Annotated in this window: 21 protein-coding genes; 12 read left to right on the top strand and 9 right to left on the bottom strand. The window is 71.3% G+C overall.

Annotated features, from left to right (window positions below):
- Positions 1-5: 5 nt before the first annotated feature.
- The 5 genes from ACOGI9_RS04285 to ACOGI9_RS04265 are packed head-to-tail and all read right to left on the bottom strand — an operon-like array spanning position 6 to position 5,448.
- On the bottom strand, positions 6-758 hold the full coding sequence (locus ACOGI9_RS04285) for an alpha/beta hydrolase-fold protein (protein ID WP_419858651.1): 753 nt from the start codon (positions 756-758) through the stop codon (positions 6-8).
- Positions 755-2,032: an ATP-grasp domain-containing protein gene (locus tag ACOGI9_RS04280; RefSeq protein ID WP_419858650.1), complete on the bottom strand. Its 1,278-nt coding sequence runs from the start codon at positions 2,030-2,032 to the stop codon at positions 755-757. The genes ACOGI9_RS04285 and ACOGI9_RS04280 overlap by 4 nt, the downstream gene beginning before the upstream one ends.
- Entirely contained in the window at positions 2,029-3,180 is a 1,152-nt protein-coding gene (locus ACOGI9_RS04275; protein WP_419858649.1) for an alpha/beta hydrolase, read from the bottom strand. Before ACOGI9_RS04275 ends, ACOGI9_RS04280 begins: the two co-directional genes overlap by 4 nt.
- Before the next feature lie 52 nt (positions 3,181-3,232).
- The gene (locus tag ACOGI9_RS04270) at positions 3,233-4,228 is read right to left on the bottom strand and encodes a hypothetical protein (protein WP_419858648.1); all 996 of its coding nucleotides are present in this window, start codon (positions 4,226-4,228) and stop codon (positions 3,233-3,235) included.
- Complete coding sequence (locus ACOGI9_RS04265; RefSeq protein ID WP_419858647.1) at positions 4,225-5,448, bottom strand: ATP-grasp domain-containing protein; 1,224 nt, start codon at positions 5,446-5,448, stop codon at positions 4,225-4,227. Before ACOGI9_RS04265 ends, ACOGI9_RS04270 begins: the two co-directional genes overlap by 4 nt.
- A gap of 124 nt (positions 5,449-5,572) precedes the next feature.
- On the opposite strand from ACOGI9_RS04265, the gene ACOGI9_RS04260 reads away from it, so the two are divergent.
- Together ACOGI9_RS04260 and ACOGI9_RS04255 are read left to right on the top strand one after the other, a co-directional pair.
- Positions 5,573-6,796, top strand: a complete 1,224-nt coding sequence (locus ACOGI9_RS04260) for an ATP-grasp domain-containing protein (protein WP_419858646.1) — start codon at positions 5,573-5,575, stop codon at positions 6,794-6,796.
- Positions 6,797-6,815: 19 nt separating this feature from the next.
- Positions 6,816-8,033 (top strand): ATP-grasp domain-containing protein, encoded by a 1,218-nt coding sequence (locus tag ACOGI9_RS04255; RefSeq protein WP_419858645.1) that lies wholly within the window; start codon positions 6,816-6,818, stop codon positions 8,031-8,033.
- 36 nt (positions 8,034-8,069) lie between these two features.
- Here the strand turns inward: ACOGI9_RS04255 and ACOGI9_RS04250 are convergent, their stop codons facing one another.
- Complete coding sequence (locus ACOGI9_RS04250) at positions 8,070-9,974, bottom strand: TolB family protein (protein WP_419858644.1); 1,905 nt, start codon at positions 9,972-9,974, stop codon at positions 8,070-8,072.
- Positions 9,971-12,046, bottom strand: a complete 2,076-nt coding sequence (gene glgB, locus ACOGI9_RS04245) for a 1,4-alpha-glucan branching protein GlgB (protein WP_419858643.1) — start codon at positions 12,044-12,046, stop codon at positions 9,971-9,973. The genes ACOGI9_RS04250 and glgB overlap by 4 nt, the downstream gene beginning before the upstream one ends.
- A gap of 103 nt (positions 12,047-12,149) precedes the next feature.
- Between glgB and ACOGI9_RS04240 the strand changes: the two genes are divergently transcribed.
- Genes ACOGI9_RS04240 through ACOGI9_RS04195 form a run of 10 tightly spaced genes read left to right on the top strand, consistent with a single transcriptional unit; the run spans position 12,150 to position 24,048 of the window.
- Positions 12,150-13,634, top strand: a complete 1,485-nt coding sequence (locus tag ACOGI9_RS04240; protein ID WP_419858642.1) for a glycogen synthase — start codon at positions 12,150-12,152, stop codon at positions 13,632-13,634.
- Between the two features lie 14 nt (positions 13,635-13,648).
- Positions 13,649-15,073 carry a DUF3536 domain-containing protein gene (locus ACOGI9_RS04235; protein WP_419858641.1) on the top strand — a complete coding sequence of 475 codons (1,425 nt, stop codon included), beginning with the start codon at positions 13,649-13,651 and terminating at the stop codon, positions 15,071-15,073.
- Positions 15,070-17,085 carry an alpha-amylase/4-alpha-glucanotransferase domain-containing protein gene (locus tag ACOGI9_RS04230; RefSeq protein ID WP_419858640.1) on the top strand — a complete coding sequence of 672 codons (2,016 nt, stop codon included), beginning with the start codon at positions 15,070-15,072 and terminating at the stop codon, positions 17,083-17,085. Before ACOGI9_RS04235 ends, ACOGI9_RS04230 begins: the two co-directional genes overlap by 4 nt.
- Positions 17,082-18,479 carry a hypothetical protein gene (locus tag ACOGI9_RS04225; protein ID WP_419858639.1) on the top strand — a complete coding sequence of 466 codons (1,398 nt, stop codon included), beginning with the start codon at positions 17,082-17,084 and terminating at the stop codon, positions 18,477-18,479. The genes ACOGI9_RS04230 and ACOGI9_RS04225 overlap by 4 nt, the downstream gene beginning before the upstream one ends.
- Before the next feature lie 2 nt (positions 18,480-18,481).
- Complete coding sequence (locus tag ACOGI9_RS04220; RefSeq protein ID WP_419858638.1) at positions 18,482-18,979, top strand: DinB family protein; 498 nt, start codon at positions 18,482-18,484, stop codon at positions 18,977-18,979.
- A gap of 3 nt (positions 18,980-18,982) precedes the next feature.
- The gene (locus ACOGI9_RS04215; RefSeq protein WP_419858637.1) at positions 18,983-19,882 is read left to right on the top strand and encodes a hypothetical protein; all 900 of its coding nucleotides are present in this window, start codon (positions 18,983-18,985) and stop codon (positions 19,880-19,882) included.
- Positions 19,879-20,571 carry a DUF4129 domain-containing protein gene (locus tag ACOGI9_RS04210; protein ID WP_419858636.1) on the top strand — a complete coding sequence of 231 codons (693 nt, stop codon included), beginning with the start codon at positions 19,879-19,881 and terminating at the stop codon, positions 20,569-20,571. The genes ACOGI9_RS04215 and ACOGI9_RS04210 overlap by 4 nt, the downstream gene beginning before the upstream one ends.
- The gene (locus ACOGI9_RS04205; RefSeq protein ID WP_419858635.1) at positions 20,568-21,785 is read left to right on the top strand and encodes a DUF4350 domain-containing protein; all 1,218 of its coding nucleotides are present in this window, start codon (positions 20,568-20,570) and stop codon (positions 21,783-21,785) included. The genes ACOGI9_RS04210 and ACOGI9_RS04205 overlap by 4 nt, the downstream gene beginning before the upstream one ends.
- Positions 21,782-22,729: an AAA family ATPase gene (locus tag ACOGI9_RS04200; RefSeq protein WP_419858634.1), complete on the top strand. Its 948-nt coding sequence runs from the start codon at positions 21,782-21,784 to the stop codon at positions 22,727-22,729. The genes ACOGI9_RS04205 and ACOGI9_RS04200 overlap by 4 nt, the downstream gene beginning before the upstream one ends.
- Before the next feature lie 11 nt (positions 22,730-22,740).
- The gene (locus ACOGI9_RS04195) at positions 22,741-24,048 is read left to right on the top strand and encodes a DUF58 domain-containing protein (RefSeq protein ID WP_419858633.1); all 1,308 of its coding nucleotides are present in this window, start codon (positions 22,741-22,743) and stop codon (positions 24,046-24,048) included.
- On the opposite strand, the gene ACOGI9_RS04190 is transcribed toward ACOGI9_RS04195, so the two are convergent.
- Both ACOGI9_RS04190 and ACOGI9_RS04185 read right to left on the bottom strand, forming a co-directional pair.
- Positions 24,026-25,795, bottom strand: a complete 1,770-nt coding sequence (locus tag ACOGI9_RS04190; protein WP_419858632.1) for a stage II sporulation protein M — start codon at positions 25,793-25,795, stop codon at positions 24,026-24,028. The two genes, ACOGI9_RS04195 and ACOGI9_RS04190, sit on opposite strands and share 23 nt — an antisense overlap.
- Positions 25,788-26,006 carry a hypothetical protein gene (locus ACOGI9_RS04185; protein WP_419858631.1) on the bottom strand — a complete coding sequence of 73 codons (219 nt, stop codon included), beginning with the start codon at positions 26,004-26,006 and terminating at the stop codon, positions 25,788-25,790. The genes ACOGI9_RS04190 and ACOGI9_RS04185 overlap by 8 nt, the downstream gene beginning before the upstream one ends.
- Between the last annotated feature and the right edge of the window lie 30 nt (positions 26,007-26,036).

The following is a 26,036-nucleotide window of genomic DNA, read 5'->3' as shown; positions in this document are numbered from 1 at the left end:
CTGTGCTACGCGGGCGGAAGCAGCTCGTCGAGGTAGCGGAGGAGCATGTGGCGCCACGTGGGCCAGTCGTGGTGCCACTCCTCGCCCCAGTCGTCCATCCGGTTCGGCACGCCCTTCCGCCCCAGGAGCGAGGCCGCGCGCCAGGATTCGTCGATGTCCTCCGCCCTCCCGCGCCCGGAAGCGAGGAGGACGAAGCGCTGACGCAGCCGGTCGAGGGTCTCGCCCGCGAGCTGCGGCAGGTGGTGCACGGGCGAGGCGCGGTAGAAGTCGCCCGTCGCTCTCGCTTCGGCCCCGGTGTCGTGTTTCAGGAAGCGCTGGAGATCGTACGTGCCGCTCATGCACACGGCGTGCGAGAAGGCGTCGGGGAACCGGCACAGCATGGCGAGCGCGTTGAACGCTCCGATCGAGGAGCCCGCGACGATGACCTCGATCCCGGGATCGTTGCAGTCCTCCCGGATCATGGGGACGAACTCGCGGTAGACGAACTCCTGAAACCGGTCGAGGACCGACATGCGGTGTTCGGGAGTCCCCTCCCGTCCGAGCATGACGCGGCCCGCCACGCTGTCGCACGAATAGACCTTGATCCGGCCGTCCGCCAGGTAGTCCGCCACCGTGTCGATGACGAGGAAGCGCTCGATCTCCTCCGCGTCTCCTCCGGCGGTCGGGAACATGAGGAAGGGCACGCCGACCTCACCCCAGCGCGCGACATTGACCTCCTGGCCGAGACGATGCGACCACCAGCTTGCGTTGAGTTTCATGAGGCGAGAATCGGCACGGCGCCGGGGGGTTCCTCCCGGCGGGCCGCCTGTATGCGGTCGAAGAAGAGCGCGGTGAACTCCTCGATCTCGTGATCGGGGTAGAGCGAAGCCACCTTCGCGCGCACCGCGTCGCGGGCCGCCTCGCTGCCGAAGAAGTCGTCGGCCACTTCGTCCAGTTCCGCGAGATGCGTCTCGCAGAACTCCACGAAGCGGTCGGTCTCGAACCGGGCCTCCGCGATCCCGGCGCAGGCTCGAACCCTCTCGCCCACCGACATCCCGGGACGGCAGGCATCGAAGAACGGCTGCCAGTCGAGGTTGACGCGCATCCCGCGCCGGGTCGCCGCGCAGAAGAGGGACCAGCGCAGATTCGCCTTGATGAGCCACGGGAAGTGGTAGTGGAGCGACGTGACCTGCGAATCCGGGCAGGGGTTCGCGAAGTCGATCGGCATCCACCGTCCGCCGCTGCGGAGCACCTCGCACGAGTTGAAGTCCCACCCGAAGAACGCGTTGATCGTGAGCGTCGTGTCCCGGATCGCGCCGGCGTCGGCGGGCTCGAGGTGGTCGCGCTCGACGGTGTAGCGGTCGTGCGCGGGGGCGCCGGGGTCGTAGAGGACGGCGCGCGTCTGAGGGCCCAGTCCGATGCAGCGGACGAAACGGTCGTGCTCCACCCCCTGCTGGAGGTGCATGACGAACTTGCCGCTCTCGTCGTAGGCGGCGCCGAGCGCCTCATCGTCCTCGATCCGCGACACGCCGCGCCAGCCGCCGCCGTCGTACGGCTTCATGAACACGGGATACCCCAGGTCGTGCGCGACGGCGGGAAGGTCGAAGAGCCGCGCGTAGCGTTTCAGGGTGACCGCCAGGTCGTCCTGCGGGTCGTACGACTTGGGCGGTATGAGCCAGGTCCGCGGAACCGGGAGACCCAGCCTCATCATCGCGCAGTAGGTGGAATGCTTCTCCATCGACTGGACGCTCCACGGATTGTTGAACACGTAGAGCCCGTCCATGATCACGGACTTCTTGATCCACTCCCGCGTCGGGAAATACCAGTGCGTGAGGCGGTCGATGACGACGTCGTACTTCCTCTTCTGCTGCAGGTCGAAGGGTTCGATCGTGACGTCCTCGAGATGGAACCGGATCGTGCCGTCGGAGGACGGGATCCGGGGGTTCAGCCGCTCGAGGATCGCGCGGTAGGCGACGGGCCAGCAGAGGTCCGCCCCGAGCGAGAGGCCGATGCGGCGCGTGACCTCGCGCGCCGACGCCGCCGCGGCCGTCATTCGTAGACCATCCAGAGCGGACCCGGGAAGAGCCACGACAGGCCCTCCCGCAGGCGGTCCCGCCAGTTCTCCCAGTTGTGGCCGTCGCGCGACTCGACGAAGCGCACGTCCGCGCCGCCGCGGCGGAGGACCGGGATCAGGGCCCGATTCTCCGAGACCAGCGGTTCGTAGACGCCCACCGAGACGAACGCCTTCTCGGCGATGGCGGTCGGCGCCGCCCGGTACGCGTTCATCATGTCGACGATGCGGTCGAACACGGGGCCGCTCTCGTTGGCGCCGATGTCCGTGAAGAGGAAAGAGCCCGACTGCAGCAGCATGCGGCCGAAGCGACCGGGGTATTCGAGCGCGGCGTGGAAGGAGGCGACCGCGCCGAGGCTCGCGCCCATGAGGCCGCGCGACCCGGGGTCCGGGAGGAGTGGATATTCGCGTTCGAGGCGCGGGAGCAACTCCTCGGCGACGAACCGCGCGTGCGCCGGATCCGCCGCGTATTCCGACATCCGGTCGCCCGGGTGCAGCAGCGCGACGATCATCCGGGGGATCTCGAAGCGATCGATCAGTTGGTCGAGCACCTGCCTCAGGCCGGCGTATTCGACGTAGTCCCCGCCGTCGTGCACGATGAGCAGCGGGTAGCGCCGGTTGGCGCGGAACTCCGCCGGACGGTACACGGTCACATGCCGCGCGGACCCGAACGTCTCGCTCTCGACCGCGAGTTCGTCCATCTGGCCGCGCCGGACCTCCTCGCCCTCGCGGGCCCAGTCGGGGATCTCATAGCCCCGCGCCTGCACGACGGAGTTGGCGCCGAACGGATCGCGGGCGCGCTGGGGGTTCAGCGGGTCCTCGATCCACTCCGCGCGGCCGCGGGCGACCACCTCGATCTTGTACTCCACCCGGGACTCGTCGGGGAGTTCGAGCGTGTAGCACCAGAGATCCGTTCCGTCCAGGCGGCGGAAGGGCGACGAGGTCTGGAGTCCGTGCACCCAGTGCCGGAGCCGCACGGCGTCGGCATGGCCCCGGTACACGAAGGTGTAGAGGGGAGGCTCGGCGAGCGGGAACGCATTCGCGTCGAGAAACGCGCCCACCGCATCCACCCCGCCGGAACCGGATGCGAGCCGCGCCTCGAGCGCCGCGATCGCGGACGAACGTGGCATGGACTCGTCTTGTCGCTGGACCCGGGCGTGGGGATCGAACCGCATGGCCGGACTACGCCGCCGTACGGAAGGGGACGCGTCGGCCCGCCGCGTCGAGGCGTTCGAGATCTTCGCCGCCGCTCCAGCCGTCGCCGGCCCGATCGATTCGATGGCCCGGGTCCAGGAGGACGCAGGAGGCGGGGGAGAAGCGGGCCGTAAGCCGCGCTCCCCGCGTTCGATCGTCCAGCGCGAGGCGGGCGGAAGCGTGCGGCAGGGCGACGAGCCCTTCGGCGATCCCGAGCCCCGCGTCGAAGACCTCGGGATGACCCTCGCCCCACGGCGGCCGATCGTGAAAGAGCACGACGCGCTCCGTCAGCACCATGGCGCCGGCCGACCGGGCGATCACGGGGCGTCCGTCCAGGAGCTTCCGTCCCCCGAACAGGCGCAGGCGGCTCAGCAGGTTCCCGACGTGCCCGCCCTCCAGCACGATCGCCTCCGTGCCCTCGAGCCGCGCGGCGACCTCGCGCCGTTGCGATCGCACCGCGTCGCGCTCCGGGAGGGTCGTGCGGCGCTCGAATTCCGACCGGATCTCGACCACGCGGTCCAGGTGCCGCGCATCGAGGCGCCGAATGGCGGCCAGCGCTTCGCCGCGCTCGGCCCGGAGCACCGACGCGTCCCCCCGCAGTTCGGCCAGCTGCCGGTGCGCCTCGACGAGACCGTGGAGGCGCAGATTGTAGGCGCGTCGCAGCGACCGGAGCCGGTCCCGGGTCTCGCGGTGCGCACGCGCGAGTTCCGCGTCCGCCTCGGCGATCCGGTCGGAGCGCCGGTAAAGTTCGAGATCCACGACACGGTCCGCGAGGCGGGGATCGATGAGTCCTTCGTTCGCCTCCCGGTCCCGCCAACCGGCGGTGATGGCCGCGATCCGCGCGCCCGGCGACAGCGCGCCTCCGGCCTCCAGCTCCCCTACGACGTCGCGGAGCGCGAGTCCGCCCCCTCGCGGACCCAGAAGAACGAGCGGCGACGGAGATCCGGCGTCGTCGGTCGCCCGACGCCTCCTGGACCCCCTCATGCGGCGCGCACCTTCACCCAGCGTCCGACGGCGTCGAGCATGTGGCGCAGTTCGTCGTAGTCCGGGTGCCGCAGCCGGAGCCAGGCGTTCGCCATGTATCCGGCCTCCACGGGCTGCGTGGGCGTGCCGGGCGGCGGCAGGTGCGTATCGATGATCCACTCCCCGAATCGGGCTTCCACCTTCTCCAGACCCTCATACCCCGCGATCCGCCCATCGTTTTCGGGCCGCAGCGTCACGATCCCCGCCGAATAGCGGCGCGACGCCTCCCGCTGTTTCCGGCCATGCACGATGCAGGATGCCCATTCGCGGTAGACGTCCATTTCGTTTGCCGCCCCGTACAGGTCCCAGGCCCGCACGCCGGGCGGACGGCAGCCGATTTCGGAGAACTTGAGCCCCTTCTCGCCGAAGAACCATTCCATGTGGGTGGCGGAAGTCCCGATCTCGAGCGCGTCGATGACCCGCTGTCCGAGTTCCCGAACCTCCGCGTAGGCGCCGGCCGTGTCGATCCGGTTCGTGGCGATGAACTGGGGAGACACCTCCCGCGTTCGCATGGCCTCGAGCACGTTCGGGTAGTAGTGGGTCATGAAATCGTGGACCACCGTGCCGCCCACCGTCAGCGTGTCGTAGAAGGCCTCGTGGCCGTCCACGAACTCCTCGACGGCGACTTCGGCGCCCTGCCCCAGGCCGAGGCGTGGGAGCAGGGCCGCGAGCTGCGCCTCATCTTCGACGCGATACGTGCCCGATGCGCCGGCCCCGGCGCGAGGCTTCACGATGAGCGGATAACCGACCCTCCGACCGAAACCGGCGATCTCCTCCGCGTCGCCTCCACCCATGGACTGGGCGGTCGCGATCCCCGCATCGCGAAGGGCCTCCTTCATCGCCGGCTTGTCGCGGCACAGGTGCGCGGTCCTCACGGACGTCCCGGCCAGTCCCGCCGCTTCCCGCACGCGGGCGACCGGGAGGATGTGGGCTTCGACCGTGGCCTCGAGGCGATGCACGGGCCGGCGGCGGTGGATTTCGTGAACGGCGTGCGCGAGGGCGCCTTCGTCGCACACCGAGCCGACCTGCTCGTAGCAGGTGAGCCACGCGTGCAGGTCGGAACCCAGCGCTTCCAGCGGGGCTTCGCCCACCGCGGACACCTCGGCGCCGACTTCGTGCAGGCCGCGCACGAAGTCCTTCTGGTTTCCGGGAAACAGGGGTTCGACGAACACGACGTGCATTGCTTCGCCAACAACTCGGGGGAAAAACTTCACTTTGAGGGCCCGACATAGTACAGTCCCTGCGCTCAAACGCCAGCCCGTCCGGCGGCGGCCGTCCGGCCCGCCGCGGCAACCTGGAAGATCCATGCCCAACGTCGCTTTCGTCGCCCCGTTCTATCTCCCTGCCACGCTGCGCTTTCTGGAAGCCGCCGCGGGGCTCGCCGGCGTGCGCCTCGGCGTCGTGACGCAGGAACCGCCCGAGCGAACGCCGGCCTCGCTGCGGCGGAGCATCGCGGCGCACGTCCGGGTCGACGACGCGCTGTCGGCGGAGGGCATCCACATCGGGCTGCGGAGCCTCTCCGCCGAACTCGGGGGGATCGACCGTCTGCTGGGCGCGCTCGAGGAGCTTCAGGTGCCGCTCGGGGAACTGCGTGATGCGCTCGGCATCCCGGGGATGGGCGCGGAAGCCGCGGACAACTTCCGCGACAAGTCCCGCATGAAGGACGTACTCCGGGCGCACGGCCTGCCCTGTGCCGGACACGCGCTGGTCCGGGACGAGAGCGAGGCGACGGCCTTCTCGGATGCGACGGGCTTCCCGCTCATCGTGAAGCCGCCGGCCGGTTCCGGCGCCCGCGGCACGTTCCGCGTCGAAACGCCGGGGCAATTGCGCTCGGCGATCGCGATGTCGCGGCCGAGCGCCGAACGGCCGACGCTCGTCGAGGAGTTCGTCGTCGGCGAGGAACACTCCTTCGACGCGGTCTCGATCGGGGGACGCGTCGTCTGGCATTCGATCAACCACTACCTGCCTTCGCCGCTCGAGGTGCTGCGCGAGCCGTGGATCCAGTGGTGCGTCCTCCTTCCGCGGGAGGTCGATTCGCCCCGGTACGAGGAGATCCGGCGCGTCGCCGGACCGGCGCTCGATGCGCTCGGGATGGAGACGGGGCTGAGCCACATGGAGTGGTTCCGGCGGCCCGACGGCTCGGTGGCGGTCTCCGAAGTCGGGGCCCGACCGCCGGGCGCCCAGTTCGTCACGCTGATCTCGCAGGCGCACGACTTCGACCTCTACCGTGCCTGGGCCCACCTCCTGGTCTTCGACGTGTTCGACCCGCCGCCCCGCCCCTATGCGGCCGGCGCGGCCTATCTCCGGGGACAGGGCCGGGGCTCCGTGCGGCGGGTGGCCGGGATCGAGGAGATCGCGCGGGACCTCGGGCCCCTCTGCGTCGAGTGGCGCCTCCCCCGGGCGGGACAGCCGCAGAGTCCCTCCTACGAGGGAGAGGGCTACATCATCGTCCGCCACCCGCGCACCGAAGTCGTGGAGGAGGCGCTGGAGCGGATCATCACCCGCGTACGGGTGGAACTCGCCACGTAACGGAACAGCTCAACGAACCATGAACGTATTGATGATTTCGCCGGGGTACCCGGCCGAGATGACCTATTTCACGCGCGGGCTCGCGGAGGTGGGCGCGAACGTCATCGGCCTGGGCGATCAGCCCGGGGCGGCGCTGCCCGAGATCGCCCGGGAGAGCGTGTCCACCCACCTGCAGGTGAGATCGCTGGCCGATGAGGCGGACGTGATGCGGCAGGTCGCCGCGTTCGCGGCGAGAACCCGGATCGACCGGGTGGAGTGTCTGTGGGAACCCTTCATGATCCTCGCGGCGCGGCTGCGGGAGATGCTGGAGCTGCCGGGGCCGACGGTCGAGCAGACGCTCCCCTTCCGCGACAAGGAAGTGATGAAGGACGTGCTCGACGGCGCCGGGATCCGGACGCCCCGGCACGGAAGGGCCACGAGCAACGCCGAGTGCCGCGAGGTCGCGGAACGCGTCGGCTTCCCGCTCATCGTGAAGCCCGTCGCCGGCGCCGGCTCGGCCGACACCCACCGGGTCGATTCGGCGCGGGACCTGGAGCGGGTCCTTCCCGCCCTCCGGCACGTCCCGCAGGTGACGGTCGAGGAGTTCATCGAGGGCGAGGACATGACCTTCGACACGGTCACGGTCGGAGGGGTCGTCGCGCACTACAACATCTGCCGCTACTGGCCGCGTGCCCTCGAGTCGAAGACGCACGAGTGGCTCAGCCCCATCACGTACGCGCTGCGCGACGTAGAGGCGGAGGACCTCGCCCCCGGACGGGAGATGGGGTTCGCCGTGCTCGCCGCGCTCGGATTCGAGACGGGCTACACGCACATGGAGTGGTACCGGACGGCGGACGGGGAGGCCGTGTTCGGCGAAATCGCCGCGCGCCCGCCCGGCGTGCGGACGGTCGACCTCATCAACTTCGCGAGCGACATCGACACCTATCGCGGCTGGGCCGAAGGCGTCGTGCACGCGACGTGGTCGCAACCGGTGGAACGGAAGTACAACGCCTGCTGGATCGTCAAGCGGGCGCGCGGGCAGGGCCGGATCCAGCGCATCGAAGGGCTCGGCCCGCTGCTCCAGGAGTACGGCGAGCGGGTGTGCAGCCTGGATCTGCTCCCGGTCGGGTCGCCCCGGCGGAACTGGCAGGCCACGCTCGTCTCCGACGGGATGATCTTCCTCCGCCACCCGGACCTCGAGGCGCTGGAGAAGATCGCCGGCGAGTTCGCGACCCGCCTGCAACTCTACGCGGCCTAGCAGCCACGGGCTGCTAGCGCATTTCGCCGCTGTATTTCACCAACCGCCGGACCCAGCTCCGGCGACTGCGCTACCGGTGGCGAGCGCGACGACCTCGATGGCCGCCTCGCGCATCGTGACCGCCAGCGTGCGTCCGTCGGGGCTCACGCTCGGCTGGAGTGCGCCGAGCGCGCCGGTCGTTACCTGTTCCGTCGCGCCGGTGGAGATGTCCACCCGCCACACCTGGAAGGGCCCGACGCCGTCGTTGCGCGAGTAGAAGAGCGACGCGCCGTCGGCGCTCCACTCGGGCGCGCTGTACGGTTCGCCATTGACGAAGGAGATCACGACCGTGGGGCGTCCACCCGCGGCCGGCACCGTGTAGACGGTGACGCGTCCGTCTTCGAACGAGCGGCCGTAGAAGGCCAGCCGCTCCCCGTCCGGCGAGAAACGGGCTCCCATGGCGTAACCCTGGAACCCGTCGAGTGGGACTCGAACGGGGTCGGCGGCCGCGCGCCCCGTGGCGGGATCGACGGCGACCGCGTACACGGACCCCGGGTTCCCCTCGAGCGGCGGGCCGTGACTGCTGAAGGCGAGCATCCGCCCGTCCGGGCTCCAATCCGGCTCGCCGGTGTCCGCGCCCGGTCCGAAGTGCGTGAGTCGTGTGGGTCGCTCGCTCCCGCCGGCCGGGACAAGCCATATGTCGTCGCTCTGCTCCATGTGCGAGTGGAAGGCGAGCCACCGGTCGTCGGGCGACCACGCGGCGCCGTAGTCTTCGCCCTCCTCCGAGAGCAGTGTTCGGACTGTGCCGGTCGGGGCGCCCTCCGCGTCGAGGTCGAGGATGCCCAGGTCGAAGTCGATGGGCATGCGGACGCGCCGCCAGGAGAAAGTGATGAACCCCAGCGCCTCTCCGCCGGGGTGCCAGGAAGGCAGGAAGGCGCTCGTGGAACCCGCAGTGGAACCTGCAGTTGTCACATCCGTGGGTTCCCCTCCGGTCACCGGAAGGAGGCCCACCGCAGTGCGCGTATGGTAGACGCTGAGCGCAACGCGACCGTCGGCGAGCGGCGTGACCGCGAGCACGTCACGTCCGCTGCGCTCCAGCCGTTCGGCCGGGCCTCCATCCACCGGCACGCGCCACGCGACAAAGAGCGAGTCCTGGGTGCCCGCTGCCGCCAGAAGGAGCGCTCCGCCAGTGGGGGACCACTCCACGCGGCGGTCCCACCCGAGCCGGAGGTCGGCGGCAAGCGTGCGCGTCTCGCCGGTCGCGACCTCCGTCACGGCCAGGGCCGCGCGTCCGTCCGCGACACGAAGGTATGCGACGGCGCGCCCGTCGGGCGACCGCACGGGCGCGACCCATCCGCCGGCACGGTCGACGACGACCGACATCGCGCGGTCGACTCCCGGCGCATACGCGACCCACGCGGTATCGGCACCCGCGTATCGAAGCGCCGTTACGGTCCCGTCGGGCAGCAATCGCGGATAGTCGATGCGGGCGTCCCCGGGATCCACGATGCGCGACTCCCGCCCCGTGGCCGGGTCCAGAGCCCAGACTCCGTGACGGTCGGACTGGCGGTCCACGTAAACGACGCGCGAACCGTCGGGCGACCAGGTCACCCGTGTCCGTCCCCCCGGCGTGCTCGTCACCGCGCGGCCGACCCCGGTTACCACGTCGTAGACCGTCAGCGATCTCTTGTCCGCGGCGTAGTCGGCGAAGACGACTCGATCGCCGGCGGGCGACGGAATGCCCGGGTAGGCATCGTAGAGGTCCGTGTGGACGTGTCGTGCGAGCACGACTTCCGAGGCTTCCTTGACGTCGGTTCCGCACGCCGCCGCCAACAGGGCAGCCGACAAGAGGATGGCGAGAGCACTTCTCGGCCAAGGGGCGATGCAGATGCGGGTGGCGGGGGTCAGCAGGCGGGGGATGACGTTCTCCTCCTGGACGGCGCGTCCGGCGTCGAAGCTCACGATAGCCGAGCCTGACGCCCGACGGCAAGGCGGCCTCGACCTTGCTCCTGGCCGCGGGCTGCTAGCGGTCCTCCGTCGCTTCCGGGCGCTGGAGTACGAGGAAAGCCAGGGGCGGGAGATCGACGGCGAGCGAGGCGGGACGCCCGTGGTGGGAGACCTCCTCCGCGCGGGCCGGAGGAGTGGCACGCCCGCTTCCCCCCGAACTCCGGGTCGCCGCTGTCGAGCAGGACGCGGTACGGCCCGGCTTCGGGAAGGGCGACCCGATACCCCGGCCACGCGGTGGCGGAGAAATTCGCCACGACGATGACGCCCTCCTCCCACTCCGGCCGCCAGCGCACGTAGCTCAGCACGCTGCGCTTCGCGTCGTGCACGTCCAGCCACTCGAAGCCCTCCGGCGCGTGGTCCAGAGCGTGCAGCGCGGGTTCGCCCCCGTAGAGACGGTTCAGCGCGCGCACCCAGCGCCGGAGCCCGCGGTGCGCCCGGTGCGCGGGGTTCGATGACGGATCCGGCAGACGCCAGTCCAGCGCGCCGTCCTCGTTCCATTCCCGCCGCTCTCCGATCTCCCCTCCCATGAACAGGAGTTTGGCCCCGGGGTGCGTCCACATGTAGCCGAGGAGGAGGCGGAGGCCGGCGAACTTCTCCTCGTCCGTCCCCGGCATCTTCTCGAGGAGAGATCGCTTTAGGTGAACGACTTCATCATGCGACAGGGGAAGGAGATGTCGTTCCGTATGCGCGTAGTGAAGCGAGAACGTCAGGTGCCGGTGCAGCCGCGGCCGCCGCTCCGGCGGAGCGGCCAGCACCCGGAGCGTGTCGTTCATCCACCCCATGTTCCACTTGAAGTCGAACCCGAGCCCGCCCCCGTCCACCGGCGCCGTCACGCCGGGCCACGCGCTGCTCTCCTCCGCGAACAGGAGGACGCCGGGAAAGCGGTCGTGGACCATCTCCGACAGCGTCCTGAGGAAGGCGATCGCGCCGAGGTTCTCCCGTCCCCCGAGTTCGTTCGGCTCCCACTCTCCCTCGTCCCGTGAGTAGTCGAGGTGGAGCATCGACGCCACCGCATCGACGCGCAGGCCGTCCGCGTGGTAGCGCTCGATCCAGTAGCGCGCGCTCGAGAGGAGGAAGGAGACGACCTCCGGCCGGCTGAAATCGAAGGCGAGCGTGCCCCAGTCGGGATGCACGGCCCGCGGTTCCTCCCCCATCTCGTAGAGGGGCGCGCCGTCGAACGTCCTCAGGCCGTGGAGGTCGGGGCCGAAGTGGCCCGGCACCCAGTCGAGCACCACGCCCAGCCCGAGGCGGTGGGCCTCATCCACGAAATGCGCGAAGTCGTCGGGAGGGCCGTAGCGGGAGGTGGGGGCGAAGTACCCGACCGTCTGGTAGCCCCAGCTCCCGTCGTACGGGTGTTCCATGACCGGGAGGAGTTCGATGTGGGTGAAGCCCAGGTCGGCCGCGTAGGGCAGCAGCTCCCGGGCGAGCGCGCGGTACCCCAGCCACGAGCCGTCCGCGTGCCGGCGCCAGGAACCGGGGTGGACCTCGTAGATGGAGATGGGGGCATCGGGGGCCGCGCGTTCCGGGCGCGCCCCGACCCACGCCGCGTCCGTCCATTCGTACGGGGCGGTCGATGCCACGCGCGACGCGGTGCCGGGCCGGAGTTCGGCGGCGCGCCCGAGCGGGTCCGCCTTGTCGACCGCGAGGGAGGGCCCGTCCGGGGCGCCGTCCGTCCCGGAGCCCACCTGGAACTTGTACAGATCTCCCGGCCCGACGCCGGGGAGGAAGCGTTCCCACACGCCGGCGTCGCCCACCGGCGACATGGGATGCGCCGTTCCGTCCCACGCGTTGAACGAGCCCACGACGCTGACGCTCCGGGCGCGCGGGGCCCATACGGCGAACCGCGTACCCGCCTCCCCGCCGCGCTCGCACGGGTGCGCGCCGAGGAGATCGTGGAGCGCGGACTCCCGTCCCGCGTGGAACGCCTCGAAGTCGGAAGCCTTCAGGGGGAACGAAGGATCGCGCGCCGGGGTTTGGAGAGGTCCGGGGGGGCCGCTAGTTTTTTTCTGTTCGATCTGCCACCTCATCGCGGCGCCTCCGTCCGGACCGGGCGCCGTCCCTTGCAGCCACACATTCGCCACTTCGCGACGAAGTATGAGCCGCATGCCCGCAATCGCCAAGCCAGCGCCGATGCGACCGCAGACCGGGGTCAAGCCCCCGGAGGAACTTGCCGTCGTGCATCTCGTCGCCGAGTACTGGCCGTACGCCCGCACCGGCGGCCTCGCGGAGGCGGTGCGCGGCATCGCCACCTTCCAGGCCGCCCAGGGCACCCCCGTCACGGTCTTCATGCCGCTCTACCGGTCGGTGCGCGAGGCCTTCCCCGACCTGGAACCGATTGCGGACAGCTTCCGCGTGCGCGTGGGGCGCCGCGTGGAGGAGGTCCGGATTCTCCAGCACCCCGGCCCGCGCCGGAACCCGCGCGTGCTCTTCGTCGACCACCCCGGGTGCTTCGACCGGGACGGGATCTACGGCGAAGGCGGGGCGGACTACGCGGACAACCCGCTGCGCTTTGCCCTCTACAACCTCGCGGCGCTCCGGATCCTGCCGGAACTCGCCGACGTGCCCGTCGTCGTCCACGCGCACGACTGGCATGCGGCCCTCGCCCCCGTCTTCCTGCGCACGCGGTTCGCGGGACGCGAGGCGCACGACCGCATGGCGGCCGTCCTCTCCATCCACAACGCGGGCTATCAGGGACTTCAGGGGCCCGAAGTGCTCGAGGAGGTCGGGCTGCCGCGCGAGCTGTTTCACTGGCGGCTCATGGAGTTCTACGGCCACCTGAACCTGCTCAAGGGAGGCCTCGTGTTCGCGGACTACGCGACGACCGTGAGTCCTACGCACGCGCACGAGCTTCGCACGGCCGACGGCGGGTTCGGGCTCCACGGCTCGTTCATCGAGATGGGCGACCGTTTTCTCGGAATCCTGAACGGCGTCGACCTGGAGGTCTGGAATCCCGAGACGGACCCGGAGATCGCCGCCACGTTCTCGAGCGCGGATCTGGCCGGGAAAGCCGTCTGCAAGCGGGCGCTGCAACGGGAGTACTCTCTGACCGAGGCGCCGGACGAACCGCTGTACGGGATGACCGCGCGGCTCGTCGCGCAGAAGGGGCTCGACCTCCTCATCGACGGCGGACCGCTGGAGCGGGCCGAAGGGCAGTTCATCTTTCTCGGCCAGGGAGAGGAACGGTACGAAACGGCGCTGCGCGAGTTGGCCGGGCGGCACCCGGACCGGATCGCCGTGGACACCGAGTTCGCCGAGGCCAAGGAGCACCGGCTTCTGGCGGGAATCGACCTCCTCCTGATGCCGTCGCTCTACGAACCGTGCGGCCTCACGCAGATGCGGGCGCAGCTCTACGGCGTGCTCCCGGTCGCACGGCGCGTCGGGGGGCTGGCCGACACGATCGAGGACCAGGTGACGGGCTTCCTGTTCGACGGATACACGCCGGAAGACCTGGAGATCGCGCTCGGGCGAGCCGCCGCGCTGTACGCGGGGAGTCGCGAGGCCTGGAACGAGCATGCGGTGCAGGCGATGACCCGTGATTTCGGCTGGGCGAGCAGCGCCGGCCGCTATCTGGACGTGTACCGGCGGGCGCTCGCCGCGCACGCTCCGGGCGACTGAACCCGCCTTCGGCCGTGGATCGCCCCACGGTTGTCCTTCACGGCCACTTCTACCAGCCACCGCGCGAGGACCCGTGGACGGACCGGATCCGCCGGGAGCCGGGCGCGGCCCCGTTCGAGAACTGGAACGAACGGATCGCCGCGGAATGTTACGAACCGCTGGCGCGGGCGGGGGCGTTCGACTGGCTGAGCTTCGACCTCGGCCCGACGCTCGCGCGCTGGCTCGAGGGGGAACGCCCGGAGGTTCACGAGGGCTTCGTCCGCGGGGACCGGGCGAGCCGCGCGCGGCTGGGGCACGGCAACGCGGTCGCGCAGCCCTACCACCACATCATCCTCCCGCTCGCCTCCCGCCGCGAGAAGGAGACGGAGGTGCGCTGGGGGCTGCGGGACTTCGAGCGGCGCTTCGGGCGGTGTGCCGAGGGCATGTGGCTGCCCGAGACGGCCGTCGACATGGAGACCCTCGACGTCCTGGCGGCGCACGGCGTGGCCTTCACGGTCCTGGCTCCGCACCAGGTCGGGGACGTGCCGGCCGGAGGCGTGGGGCGGATCCGCCTCGCCGGGGGGCGCGAGATCGCGGTCTTCATCTACGACGGCGAACTCTCGCACGGCGTGGCGTTCGGGGCGCTGCTCGACGGTCGTGACGCGTGGTTCGAGGCGCTCCGGACGGCTGCGGGCCGCGAGGTTCCCTTCGTCGCGCTGGCGACGGATGGCGAGACGTTCGGGCACCATCACACGGGGGCCGACCGCACGCTCATGCGGGTGATCTCCCGGGCCCGCGAGGGCGGAGAGGTGGCAATCGGGAACTTCGCCGCGGCGCTCGCCGCCGCCGGTGAAGTCCCGCCCGTGACCCTGGAGGAGCCCAGCTCCTGGAGTTGTGCGCACGGGGTGGAACGCTGGCGTTCGGAGTGCGGATGCCGGATGGCGCCTCACCTTGACTTGCAACAGCGCTGGCGGGGGCCGCTGCGCGAGGCGCTTCAGTCGCTCGCGGACGGGCTCGATGAGGCGTACGTGGAGTTGGCGCCGGGCCGGTTTCCGGACCCGGAGCGGGCCGTGGAGACGCTCGGCGAGGTTCTGGGCGCGCCGTCGGGGCTGGAGGACTTCGCCGCGCGAGCCGCCCGGGAGATCGGCGGCGGAGAACGCCGGGACGAAGCGCTGGCGCTGCTCGAGGTCGCCCGCGACCGGGCGGCGATGTTCACCTCCTGCGCCTGGTTCTTCGACGATGTCGCGGGCCTCGAGGCGAGGCAGGTGCTCGGCTACGCCGCGCACGCGCTTGACCGCCTGCGTCGGATCGCGCCGGAGCGCGCGGAGGCCCTGGAGGCCGGCTTCGTCGGGGACCTCGCGAAGGCCCCGGCCAACGACGCCGACCTCGCGAACGCCGCGGCCGTGTACGAGCGTGCGTTCAGGTCGGGCGCCGGCGTCGCCGTCCCGGCGGACACGTGAGCCGAAGCCCGCTCCGCTTCGCGTTCGCGATTCACCTCCACCAGCCGGTGGGGAACTTCGATCATGTATTCGAGGATCACCTGACCGGCGTGTACCGGCCCCTCCTCGATGCGATCCACCGGCACGGCGCCTACCCCATCTCGCTTCACCTCTCCGGTCCCCTCCTCGACTGGCTGGAGGACCACGCCCCGGACTTCCTCGATGACCTCGGGGTGCGGGCGGCGGAAGGCCACATCGAGTTCCTCGCCTCCGGACGCCACGAGCCGATCCTCGCGGCGCTCTCCACGGCGGACCGGGTGGAACAGGTCGAGTGGATGCGGGCGGATCTGCGCCGCCGGTTCGGAGTCGACGCCACCGGCCTCTGGCTCACGGAGCGCGTCTGGGAACCCGACCTCGCGGCCGACCTGGCGCGCGCGGGCATCGAATACACCCTCCTCGACGACCGCCACCTCCTCGCCTGCGGACTCGAGCCCGAGGAGATGGACGGCGCCTTCACGACGGAGAGCGGCGGGGAGCGACTCCGTCTCCTTCCGATCGACGAGCGGCTCCGGTACCTGATCCCGTTCCGGCCCGTCGGGGAGATCGCGGACTTCCTCGCCCGGCGGCGGGGGGCCGGGCAGCGCCAGATCGTCCTCGGCGACGACGGCGAGAAGTTCGGGGGGTGGCCGGACACCCGCGAATGGGTGTATGGCGGGGGCTGGCTGGAGGCGTTCCTCGAGACGCTGAACGCGGCCCGCGGCCGGGGCGAACTGGAGCTGGTCGCGACCCGCGAGGCAGCCTCCGGACCCGGCCGCGGGCTCGTCTACCCCGCGATGGGCGCGTACCGCGAGATGGAGGAGTGGACGCTCCCCCGCCCCGCCGCGCGGCGCCTCGCCCGGCTCAAGGCGACGACGTCGGGTGCGCGCCACGGCGACGCCGAGCCCGGCCCGCTGATCCGCGGCGGCCACTGGAAGGGCTTCCTGCGCCGATACCCGGAGTCGAACCGCATGCACAAGACGGCGCTGACGCTCTCTCGCCTCTGTCGGGAGCGCGGCGACCCGCCGGAGGCGCGGCGCGCCATCGCGCGGGCGCAGTGCAACGACGCCTATTGGCACGGGGTGTTCGGCGGCGTCTACCTTCCACACCTGCGCCGGGCGATCTGGCGCGAACTCGCCACTGCCGAGCGGCGGCTGCGCGAGGAAGAAGGCATCGCGTTCGAGATTCTCGACTTCGATTTGGACGGCCATGACGAGATCTGGATCCACTCGGCCCGGAGTTCCAGCGTGATCACCCCCCAACGCGGCGGCGCGATCGAGATCCTCACGGTCTTCCGGGACGGCGTGAACTACGTCGACGTCCTTTCCCGCCGCCTCGAGGCCTACCACCGGGATCCGGCGGCCTCCGGCGCGACGCGCGAGGCCGACGGAGGCATGACCCGCGGGGCGCGAACCCGGAACGATGGCGTCCCCTCGGTCCACGACCGCGAATCCGAAGCCCCGGCCGCACCCGCTCCGGACGGCGCCCCTCTGGCACTGTTGCAGGAGGTCGCTTTCGCACCGTCCGGCGGCGCGGACGCTCGCGAACGGACCCTCGTCGCGGATTGGCGGCCGCACCCGTTTCGGCTCACCGGCCTGCCGGACGTCGAGCCCGACTCCGGGTCCGGCCGGATCCGTCTCCGCCTCCGGTCCGAACCGGGCCTCCCCCGCCTCGAGAAGATGCTGGAGATTCGCGGCGACGGCGGGATCGAAGCGACGCTCGACTGGAGCGCGGCCGACCTCCCCGAAGGCAGCGGGGTCGTCACCCGGCTGCCGCTCGCGCACCCGATGAGGGTTGAGCCGGTAGTGACTGCGAGCGAGTCCTGTACGCCTCAGGAGTCGCGCACGCGGATCGTCACGCTGGCCCGGTCCGAACGGGGCTTCGAGGAAATCGACCAGGGGGAGCTCGTCGAACTCGCGTGGCCGGCGGCGGTCGGACGTGCCTGCATCCGCCTGACTCCCGAGGGCGGCTCCGGTACCCCCGGAGGTCCCGAATGACGCGGGGCCGACGTTCCGCCGCGCGAGGCCCCGGGTGGGCGGCCCTCCTGGTCCCGGCCATCGCCGCCGGCTGCGGAGACGCCGATACTGCCGCGCCCACCGAGACGGGTCCGGCATCCATCGTCGTCCTTGCGGGCGGGGATCAGCGCGGAGTTCCCGCGCGCCCCCCGGCCGAGACCATCGCCGTACGGGTTCTCGACGCCGACGGGCGTCCGGTCGGTGGCAGCACCGTCACCTTCCAGCCGGAGCCCGGCCACGGAAGCACGGATCCGGCTTCGACCATCTCGGACGCCGGCGGCGAGGCGACGACGACGTGGACGCTCGGAGCCACTCCCGGCCCCCAGCGCCTCGCGGTTACGGCCGGCCGGGCCGGCGCCACCGTGCGCGCCGAGGCGATCGACCTCGATGCCGAACTCGATGCGCTGTTCGCGCCCGTGTCGGCGGCGGAAGTGGAGGCCGTGCGAGCCGACTGGGCGCGGCGCGACGTCTCGGCGGCGGGGGTCTCGGTCGAACTGACCGAGGAGTTCGAGATCGGCGAGTCGACCGCTACGCTGCGGATCGTCTCGCACGTCGTGGCGGGCGCCCGCCACTTCGGCGCCATCATCGTGCCGGACGGCGCCGCGCCCGAGACCCTCCCCCTGCTGATGTACACGCACGGGGGCGACGGCGGCGTATCGGTCGACGACATCGGGATCGTGACGCTGGCCCTCGGAGAGCTGAGCCCTCGCTTCGTCTACGTGATCCCCTCATTCCGCAGCGAGCCTCTCCGCCACGCGGGCCGGAGCTGGGTGTCGGAGGGTCCGTCGGGTCACTGGGACTACGATGTCGATGACGCGCTCGCGCTCGCGAACGTCGCGTTCGAGACGACGCCGGAGGCCCGGCCGGACGCCATCCATATCGTCGGCGGGAGCCGGGGGGCCGGCGTCGCCCTGCTCGCGGGCGCGCGAGACCCGCGGGTCGAACGGATCGTCGCGTTCTTCGGGCCGACGGACTTCTTCGATGACTGGATCAGGGTTGTCGCGTGGAAGACCGCGCTCGACGGCCCCTGGGACCTGACCGGCCTCGTCCATCTCGACTCCACCGTCGTGCAGCCGCTCGTCCGGGGCACGCTGTCCACCTCCGAGGCGCGCCTCGCGCTCGTGCGTCGCTCGGCCGTCCTCTTCGCGGACGACCTCCCCACGGTCCAGGTGCATCACGGCACGGCGGACTTCGTCGTGCCCGTGAGCCAGGCGGAGTCACTGATGCGAACGATGGCGGCGCTCGGCCGCACGGCCCCCGACTTCGAGGCGTTCATCTACGAGGGAGGCGGGCACGACTTCCTCTCCCTGGTCGGGGCCATCCCCCGCGCGGTCGAGTTCATCGCCGAGGCACTGCAACCGAAAGGAGACCCGTAAGGATGAGGACCCGGATCGCCCACACCATCGAGGTCTTCGAGGCCGCGCGCAAACCCCTGTTCACCGTGCTCGACGGGATCTCGCGCGAGGATCTCGACTGGCAGCCCGCGGACGGGATGCGCGGGATCGGGAAGATCTGCCGCCACATGTACCGCGTGGACGTCTGGTTCCTGAAGCAACTGGGCATCACGCCCGTGATCCACGAAGACGCCCCGGGGCCGGCGGAGGAGATCGCCGCGCGCATGCGTACGATCCAGGAACAGATCATCGCCGAGGTGAACGCCTGCGAGAGCGACGCGGACCTCTTGGCCGAGCGTACGTCTCCGGACGGAGAAAGGATCTTGCGGATGGGGGCCACCGTCCTCCATATCGCCCAGCATTATCTGTACCACCTGGCGCAGATCACCTACCTGCGCCGCATCCGGGACCGCGAGTGGTCCGCGCCGCTGGACGAATGGGAGACGGCCACCCACCTCATCGAGGACCGGATTCTGGAGTAGCCCGTGATACCACAGCGACCCCTGGGGTTCGGCGAGATACTGGACGGCGCGATCCAGTTCTACCGGCGCGACTTCGGACTCTACTTCCTCATCGCGCTCGTGGGCGCCCTCCCCGGGTACGCCATGCTGCTCGCCCTGGGGACACCGGGCACGGGCGTCGATCCCTCGGGCCTGCCCGCGGTCGGCGACTTCGGCGTCGCCATGGCGATCCTGCTGCCGGCGGCGGCGCTCTCGTGGGTGGGGACGCTCGCGGTCGCGGTCGCCATGGCCGCCCGGCTCGAAGGGCGCGCGGCTTCGCTGGAAAGCGCGTACCGCGGTGCGCTCCGTCCCTTTCCGAGCGCGGCCGGAGGGCACCTGCTCGCTCTGCTGATCGCGGCGCTCGCGGGCGTGATCGTGATGATCCCGGTCATGATCGCGGGCGCCGCGACGTTCGCGATCCTGGGCGACCTCGTCGTGGGGCTTTCGGTCTTCGGGTTCGTGATCCTCGTGGCGACGCTCGTGGTCCTCGCCCTCTGGTTCCGTACTTCCTTCGCGCTCTTTCCGGCCGTGCTCATGGAAGGTCGGACCGCCGCGGAGGCGGTGCGCCGCTCGCTGAAACTCGGCAAGGGGGCCTGGCTCCGGATCCTCGGGATCATGCTCGTCGCCACGATCATCCGCGATGGTCCCTCCTTCGCCATCTTCGCGCTCTTCGGAGGGTTCGAGATGTTCACTTCGCCCACGACGGCGGGCACGTTGAGCCCCGGTCTTCAGGCGGTCGAGAACACGCTGGACCTGCTGATCGGATCGTTCACCAAGCCCTTCCTCGTGGCGACGATGTTCCTCCTCTACCACGATCGCCGGGTGCGCCTGGAGGCCGCCGATCTGGAAACGGCCGCGGCCGCGATGGCGACGGACGGACCGTGACCCGACTTCCCGGTCCCGCCGCTTTCCCGGGCGGGCAGGAGCCGCCGCCCGCCCCGGAGGCTCTCCCCTCGCCGGGCGAGATGTCCGACGCGTTGCGCGAGATCCTCGCCCAGCCGGACTTCGTTTCCCCACCCCTGTCTCCCCGACAGCGGATCTTCGATTGGATCGCCAACACGCTCTCCGATGCGTGGGACTGGCTGCGCCGCTTCCTGTTCGATGAGGGCGGCGGGCTCATGGAAGTGCTGGCCCTCGTCGTCGTCCTCGCCGCGCTCATCGCGCTGGGGACGGTAGCGCTGCGTCACGGGCCGAAGTGGGTGCAGGACGCGCGGGAGAGGGGGGACGAGGATCCGGAGGATGATGGCGTGCCCACCTCGGCGCGCGAGTGGCTGGGCCTCGCCCGAACGCGCGCGGGCGCGGGGGAGTTCCGGCCTGCGGCGAGCGCGCTGTACCGGGGCTTCCTCCTCACGCTCGACGGGAAGGGCACGGTCGCGTTCCACCCGTCGAAGACGCCCGGGGACTACGCCCTCGAGATGGAAACCGCCGCCGGCCGCCACTTCATCCGCCATTTCCAGGGACTTTCCTTCGGTCAGGACACGCCCACCTCCGCAGGCTACGCCGCCCTGGAGGACCTGGCACGGGACGCCGGTTGCGCGACATCCGCGCCGAACGAGGAGTCCGGTTCATCGTGAGCGGCGGCAGGTTCAGAACCTTCGCGTGGGTCGGCGCGATCGCGCTCGTGGCGGGGCTCGCCGCGTATCTCGCCCGGCCGGCGGGACGCACCGCGCTCGACGTGAGGCGGAGTTCCTTTCGCACGACGCCGGACGGCGTGGCCGCGTTCGCCCGCGGGCTCGAGCGGTTCGGCCGCCCGACCGCGCCCCGGCTCACACCGCTGGCCGACGCCGATCCGGTCCCGGGGGCGCTCGTGCTGCTCTCGCCCGCCGTCGTACCGAGCCCGGTCGAGGTCCGCGCCCTCCTGGAGCGAGTGCGCCGCGGGGGCACCCTTGTCTACGCACCGCAACTGTTCCCGGCCATCTCCAGCGCCTTGAGGATCACACCGCTGATGGACTCCCTGGGCCTCGCGTTCCGCGTGCCCCGGCCGGGCGATCTGGAACGGCCGGAGTGGGCGGCCCACTCGCTGACCGACGGCCTGCCGGCGCCAACGGCTCCGCGCCGCGCGCTCCGCCGGATGACGTCCCGCGAACTCGGCGAGGACACGCGGTCCGTCCCTCCCGTGCAAACGCTGCTCACCGTCGGAAGCAACGACGGCCGGAGGTGGACGGGCGCCGGCCTCATGCCCTTCGGGGAGGGTCACGTCATCGTCCTCAGCGACGCCGAGCCGCTCTCGAACGGCCGCGTCGCCGACGACCCGCTGGCGCTCGTCGTCATGCGGGCCGTGCTCACGCACACGACGCCCGCCGACACGATCTTCTTCGCCGAGTTCCACCAGGGCATCCGCGGCTACGAGAGCACGGCGAGGCGCTGGGCGGGTTTCGTCCTGGGCTCGGCCCAGGGGCGCACGCTGCTCCAGGTTCTCCTGGCCGCCTTCCTCGCGCTCGCGTGCGCGGGGCTGCGCTTCGGCGCTCCGACGACGGCCGTCGCTCCGCCGGACCGCGAACGAAGGTCTCCGCTCGAACACGTCTCCGCGCTCGGCGACCTGTACGAGAAGGCGCGGGCCCGGCGGACGGCCGCCCTCCTCCTCCTGGCGCCGCTGGCCCGGGGCGCTCGGCGCCCTCCGCCGAGGGACGTCGCCGAGGCCCGGGGTCTGATCCGCGAGCTGGAGGCCCGGCGGGGAGAGCAGCCCGCTCTGGCCCGGATCCGACGCGGCTTGCGCGCCGATCCGGTGGACCTGACGATGGTCGCCGCCGGAATCGACGACCACCTCGGACGAAGGGCGGAGTCATGACGACGCACGACGCGGCGCTGCGTCTGCTGGGCGACATCGAGAAGGTGATCCTGGGCCAGGAGACCGTCCTCAGACAGCTCATGATCACGCTCCTCGCCCGTGGCCACGCGCTCCTCGAGGGCGTGCCGGGGACGGCCAAGACGCTCTCCGTCCGCGCCCTCGCCCGCGGGCTGGGGCTCGACTTCGGCCGTGTCCAGTTCACCCCCGATCTCATGCCCACGGATCTCGTCGGCGTGAGCGTGCTGGACGAGACACAGCGGAATTTCCGCTACCGGCCCGGTCCCGTGTTCACCGACCTCCTGCTCGCCGACGAGATCAACCGCGCGCCGCCCAAGACCCAGGCGGCGCTGCTGGAGGCGATGGAGGAGCGCCAGGTCACCGTCGACGGCGCCACGCGCGCCCTGCCCGCGCCGTTCACGGTCTTCGCGACCCAGAACCCGGTCGAGTACGAGGGGACCTATCCCCTCCCGGAAGCGCAGGTCGACCGCTTCCTGATGAAAGTCGTCATCGACTATCCGCCGGAGGAGGCGGAGCGGGCGATCCTCGACCGCCATGAGGCGGGGTTCCGGGCGGACGACGAGGCGACGTATCCGATGGGCGAACCGCTGACGCGCGAGGCGCTGCTCGCGGCGCGCGGCGCGGTGGACGGCGTCCATGTGGACGAGAGAGTCCGGCGCTACGTGACCGGGATCGTGCGGGCGACGCGGGACGACCAGGCGTTCGCGCTCGGGGCGAGTCCCCGCGCGGGCGTGGCCCTCTTCCAGGCCGCGAGGGCGGAGGCGTTTCTGCAGGGCCGCGACTTCGTCACGCCGGACGACGTGAAGTCGCTCTCGTTCCCGGTGCTTCGGCATCGCGTCGTGCTGACCGCGGAGGCGGAGGTCGAAGGACGTTCTTCCGACGACGAACTGCGGGCGCTCCTCGAAACGCTGGAGGCGCCCCGATAGTCCGCATCGCCGTGGTTCCGAGCGGGCGGACGCTGTGGCTGCTGGGGCTGACCTCGTTCGTCTTCCTGTTCTCGGCGGCAGGCGCCGTCGCGGCGGACGTCGCCATCCTCCTCCTGGTCTGGATCGACGGCCGGCGGACGCGGTCCCCATCGGCCTCCCGCACGGCGCCGCGCATCGCGGCGCTCGGGGAAATCGCCGAGATCGCGATCGAGCTGGTCAACCCGACGAAGCACCGGCTCTCCATCCGTCTCACGGACGACCTCGATCCCTCCCTGCGCCGTCTCCCCGGACGCGACGGGATTGAAGCGTGGGAGGCGGGCGTGCGGCTGGACATCCCCCCCGCTTCGGTCGTGCGTACCGGCTACAGGGTGCGGCCGCGCACGCGCGGGTTTCTGGCGATGGGCGCGATCCACCTGCGGACCCGCTCGCCGTGGGGGCTCGCCTGGAGGCGTTCCACCGTCGACGCGGCGCACACGCTGCAGGTGCAGCCCGGGATCCGGAGCCTGCTGCGCGACCGCAGCGGCCACGCGCTCCGGCGCGGCCTGCGCACGGCCGGTTCGCGCCGCAGCCGCCAGTGGGGCGACGGCCGCGAGTTCGAGAGCCTGCGCGACTACGCCGAGGGGGATGACCCGCGCATCGTCGACTGGAAGGCATCGGCCAGGCGCCAGCGTTTCGTCGTCCGCAACTACGAGGCGGAACGCAGCCAGAACGTCGTCCTCGCGATCGACGCGGGCCGCCACATGCGCGAGCGGATCGAGGAGCGTGAGCGGGTGGACTTTGCCCTCGCGGCGGGCATGATGCTCGCCAACCGGGCGCGAAGTTTCGGAGACCGCGTCGGAACCGTCGTGTTCGACGACGAGATCCGGCACCTGTCGCCGCCCCGCCGGTCCGATCCGGCCGCGCTGGCCCGGGTCTTCGCGGGCGTGGAGACCCGGCCGGTCGAGCCCAACTACCCACTCGCGCTCGCCACGCTGAGCCGGACGTTCCGCAAGCGGTCGCTGGTCATCCTCTTCTGCGACGTGATCGATGAGGCCGTCTCGAAGGCGCTCGTGACTTCGCTCGCCCGGATCGGGCGCGCCCACCTTCCGCTGGCCGTCGCGATCCGCAACCCGGCGCTCGAAGCGGCCGCGACGCGTCCCGCGGCGGATGAGGCCGCGGTCTTCCATCGCGCCGCCGCCGAGGAACTCGTGCAGTCGCGCGCCACCACGCTTCAGGTCATGCGCCAGTCCGGAATCCTCGTCGTGGACACGCCGCCCGGCGACGCGCTCGTGCGCACCCTGGACAAGTACGTCGAGATCAAGGAGCGGGGGCTGCTCTGACCTCCGCGCGCGGGGTGTCGTTGGAACCGCGGCCCGCGAAGCCGAAGTACGCCGCGAGCAGGAGCGCGGTGGCGCCGCCGAAGGAGAACTTCGCCACGGCAGGAAGTCCGGACGGGGAATAGAACCCCTCCACCAGACCCGCCACGATGAGCAGGAGCACCGACCCGCCGACGAGCGAGAGGAAGGCGCGGCCCCGCTCCCGCAGCGCCTCCCGACGGGTGCGCCGTCCAGGCACGAGAAGCGCCGACCCGAGCCCCAGGCCCGCCCCGCCGGCCAGGCAGATGGCGGTGAGTTCCATCACGCCGTGCGGGAAGACGAAGGCGAGAATCACCCCCAGCACCTCGTTGTTCGCATACAGACCGAACCCGGCTCCGAGCAGGACACCGTTGAAGACGAGGATCAGCACCGTTCCGGCGCCGGCAAGCAGCCCGCCCGCGAACGCGAGGAAGCTCACGCGCACGTTGTTCGTCATGAGGGCGGAGGAGAGGGCCGGCCGCTCGGCGCCGTCGACATCGATGTAGGAAACGTTGATGTCCCCGCGGGCGGTGTTCTCCGCTCGCGCCAGCATCCCCGCCGGCATGATGGCACGCGCCCGCGCCGGACGATCGCGGACGGCCGTGTACGAGGCCAGCATGGGACCGAAGAGCAGCAGGGCCGCGAGGAGGACCGGCCGGTGATGGCGCCGCACCGCCCGCGGCAGTTCGCGTGCGATCCAGCGGCCGAGGGGGACCGCCGCCCTTCCCTTCGCGCGGTACAGGAGGTTGTGTCCGGCCCCCGCCCATCGTTCCACCGCCTCCAGCAGCCCCGGCGAGGCGCCATAGGTTCGCGCGCGCGCCAGGTCCGCCGTCACGCCGCGGTACAGGCGTCCGAACGCCCGCACCTCCGCCTCGCTGAACCGGTCCAGCCCTCCGGCGCGCCCCTTCTCCACGAGGTCCGTGTAGGCGGTCCAGGCCTCGCGCCGCTCGCGCGCCATCGCCGCGGCCTGGAGGCTCGCCCCGCCCTGGCGCGCCGCGTGCCGCGGGGCTTCGTCCGCGTGCAGCCGGACGAGGTGCGTATCGGGAGCCGCCCGGGGGTCCAGGCCGTCCAGGCCGTCCCGGCCCACCGCCGGTCGCACCGCATCCCACACCGAGGCCGCCACGCGGCGCCGGACGTCCGGTTCCAGCCCGGCCCGGCGCCCGACGTAACCCGACACCAGCGCGAACTGTTCGACGGAGAGTCGCGGGCGGCCCGGGCGGCCATCCGCCCGCGCCTCGTCCCCGAACATCTCACCGCCTCCCGTGTCCCGAACCACGATCGTGCCGGCGACGAGGTCTCCGAGGCGCTGCGCCCGGCGGTTGAACAGGATCGACGCGGCCCCGGCCATCCCGGTCACGCCCGGCTGCAGATCCACGATCCGGATCAGGTTCCGGAGCACCGACCCCTGGAAGGAGAGCGGCTCCCCGCCGTCGTGCAGCACTCGCAGCCCCAGCGCGCGTTTGCCCGGCGTACGTCCGTCCCACACCGCTTCGAAGAAGAGGAAATACCCCCACATCGCGAAGAAGCCGACGATGTAGAGCACGGCCTGTCCGAGCCCGCCCGCGTACCGGAAGACGAGCGCCACCAGCAGGAGGGCCGCCACGATGATGGCCAGATCGAGGGCGAGCGCGGCCGCGCGCGACCCCAGGTCCGCGAGCTGATACTCGAGCCTGACGTGCTCCGGCGTCTCCAGCGCGACCCGCCGGTGGAGCCCCGCCCGCGTGTCACCCATCATGCAACCTCGACCTGGGTTCCGGATCGGTTCCGTACTTCTCGAAGAACTCATCGGTGCCGGCCGGGAGCAGCAGCCGGTCCGCGATCGCCGCGATCTCCTCCGCCTCGCGCCACGCCTGCTCCAGCATCCACAACTCGCCCTCGAGCGCGCGCCTTTCCTGTTCCTCGTGCAGCGCCATCTCCAGCGCGAGCCGCGTCGGCTTCGGCATGTTCCTTACGTAGCCGGAAACGTCCCGCTT

This window comes from Candidatus Palauibacter irciniicola (assembly GCF_965208695.1).
In the GTDB taxonomy this organism is placed as follows: domain Bacteria; phylum Gemmatimonadota; class Gemmatimonadetes; order Palauibacterales; family Palauibacteraceae; genus Palauibacter; species Palauibacter irciniicola.
This window is presented reverse-complemented; position numbering and strand designations above follow the sequence as displayed.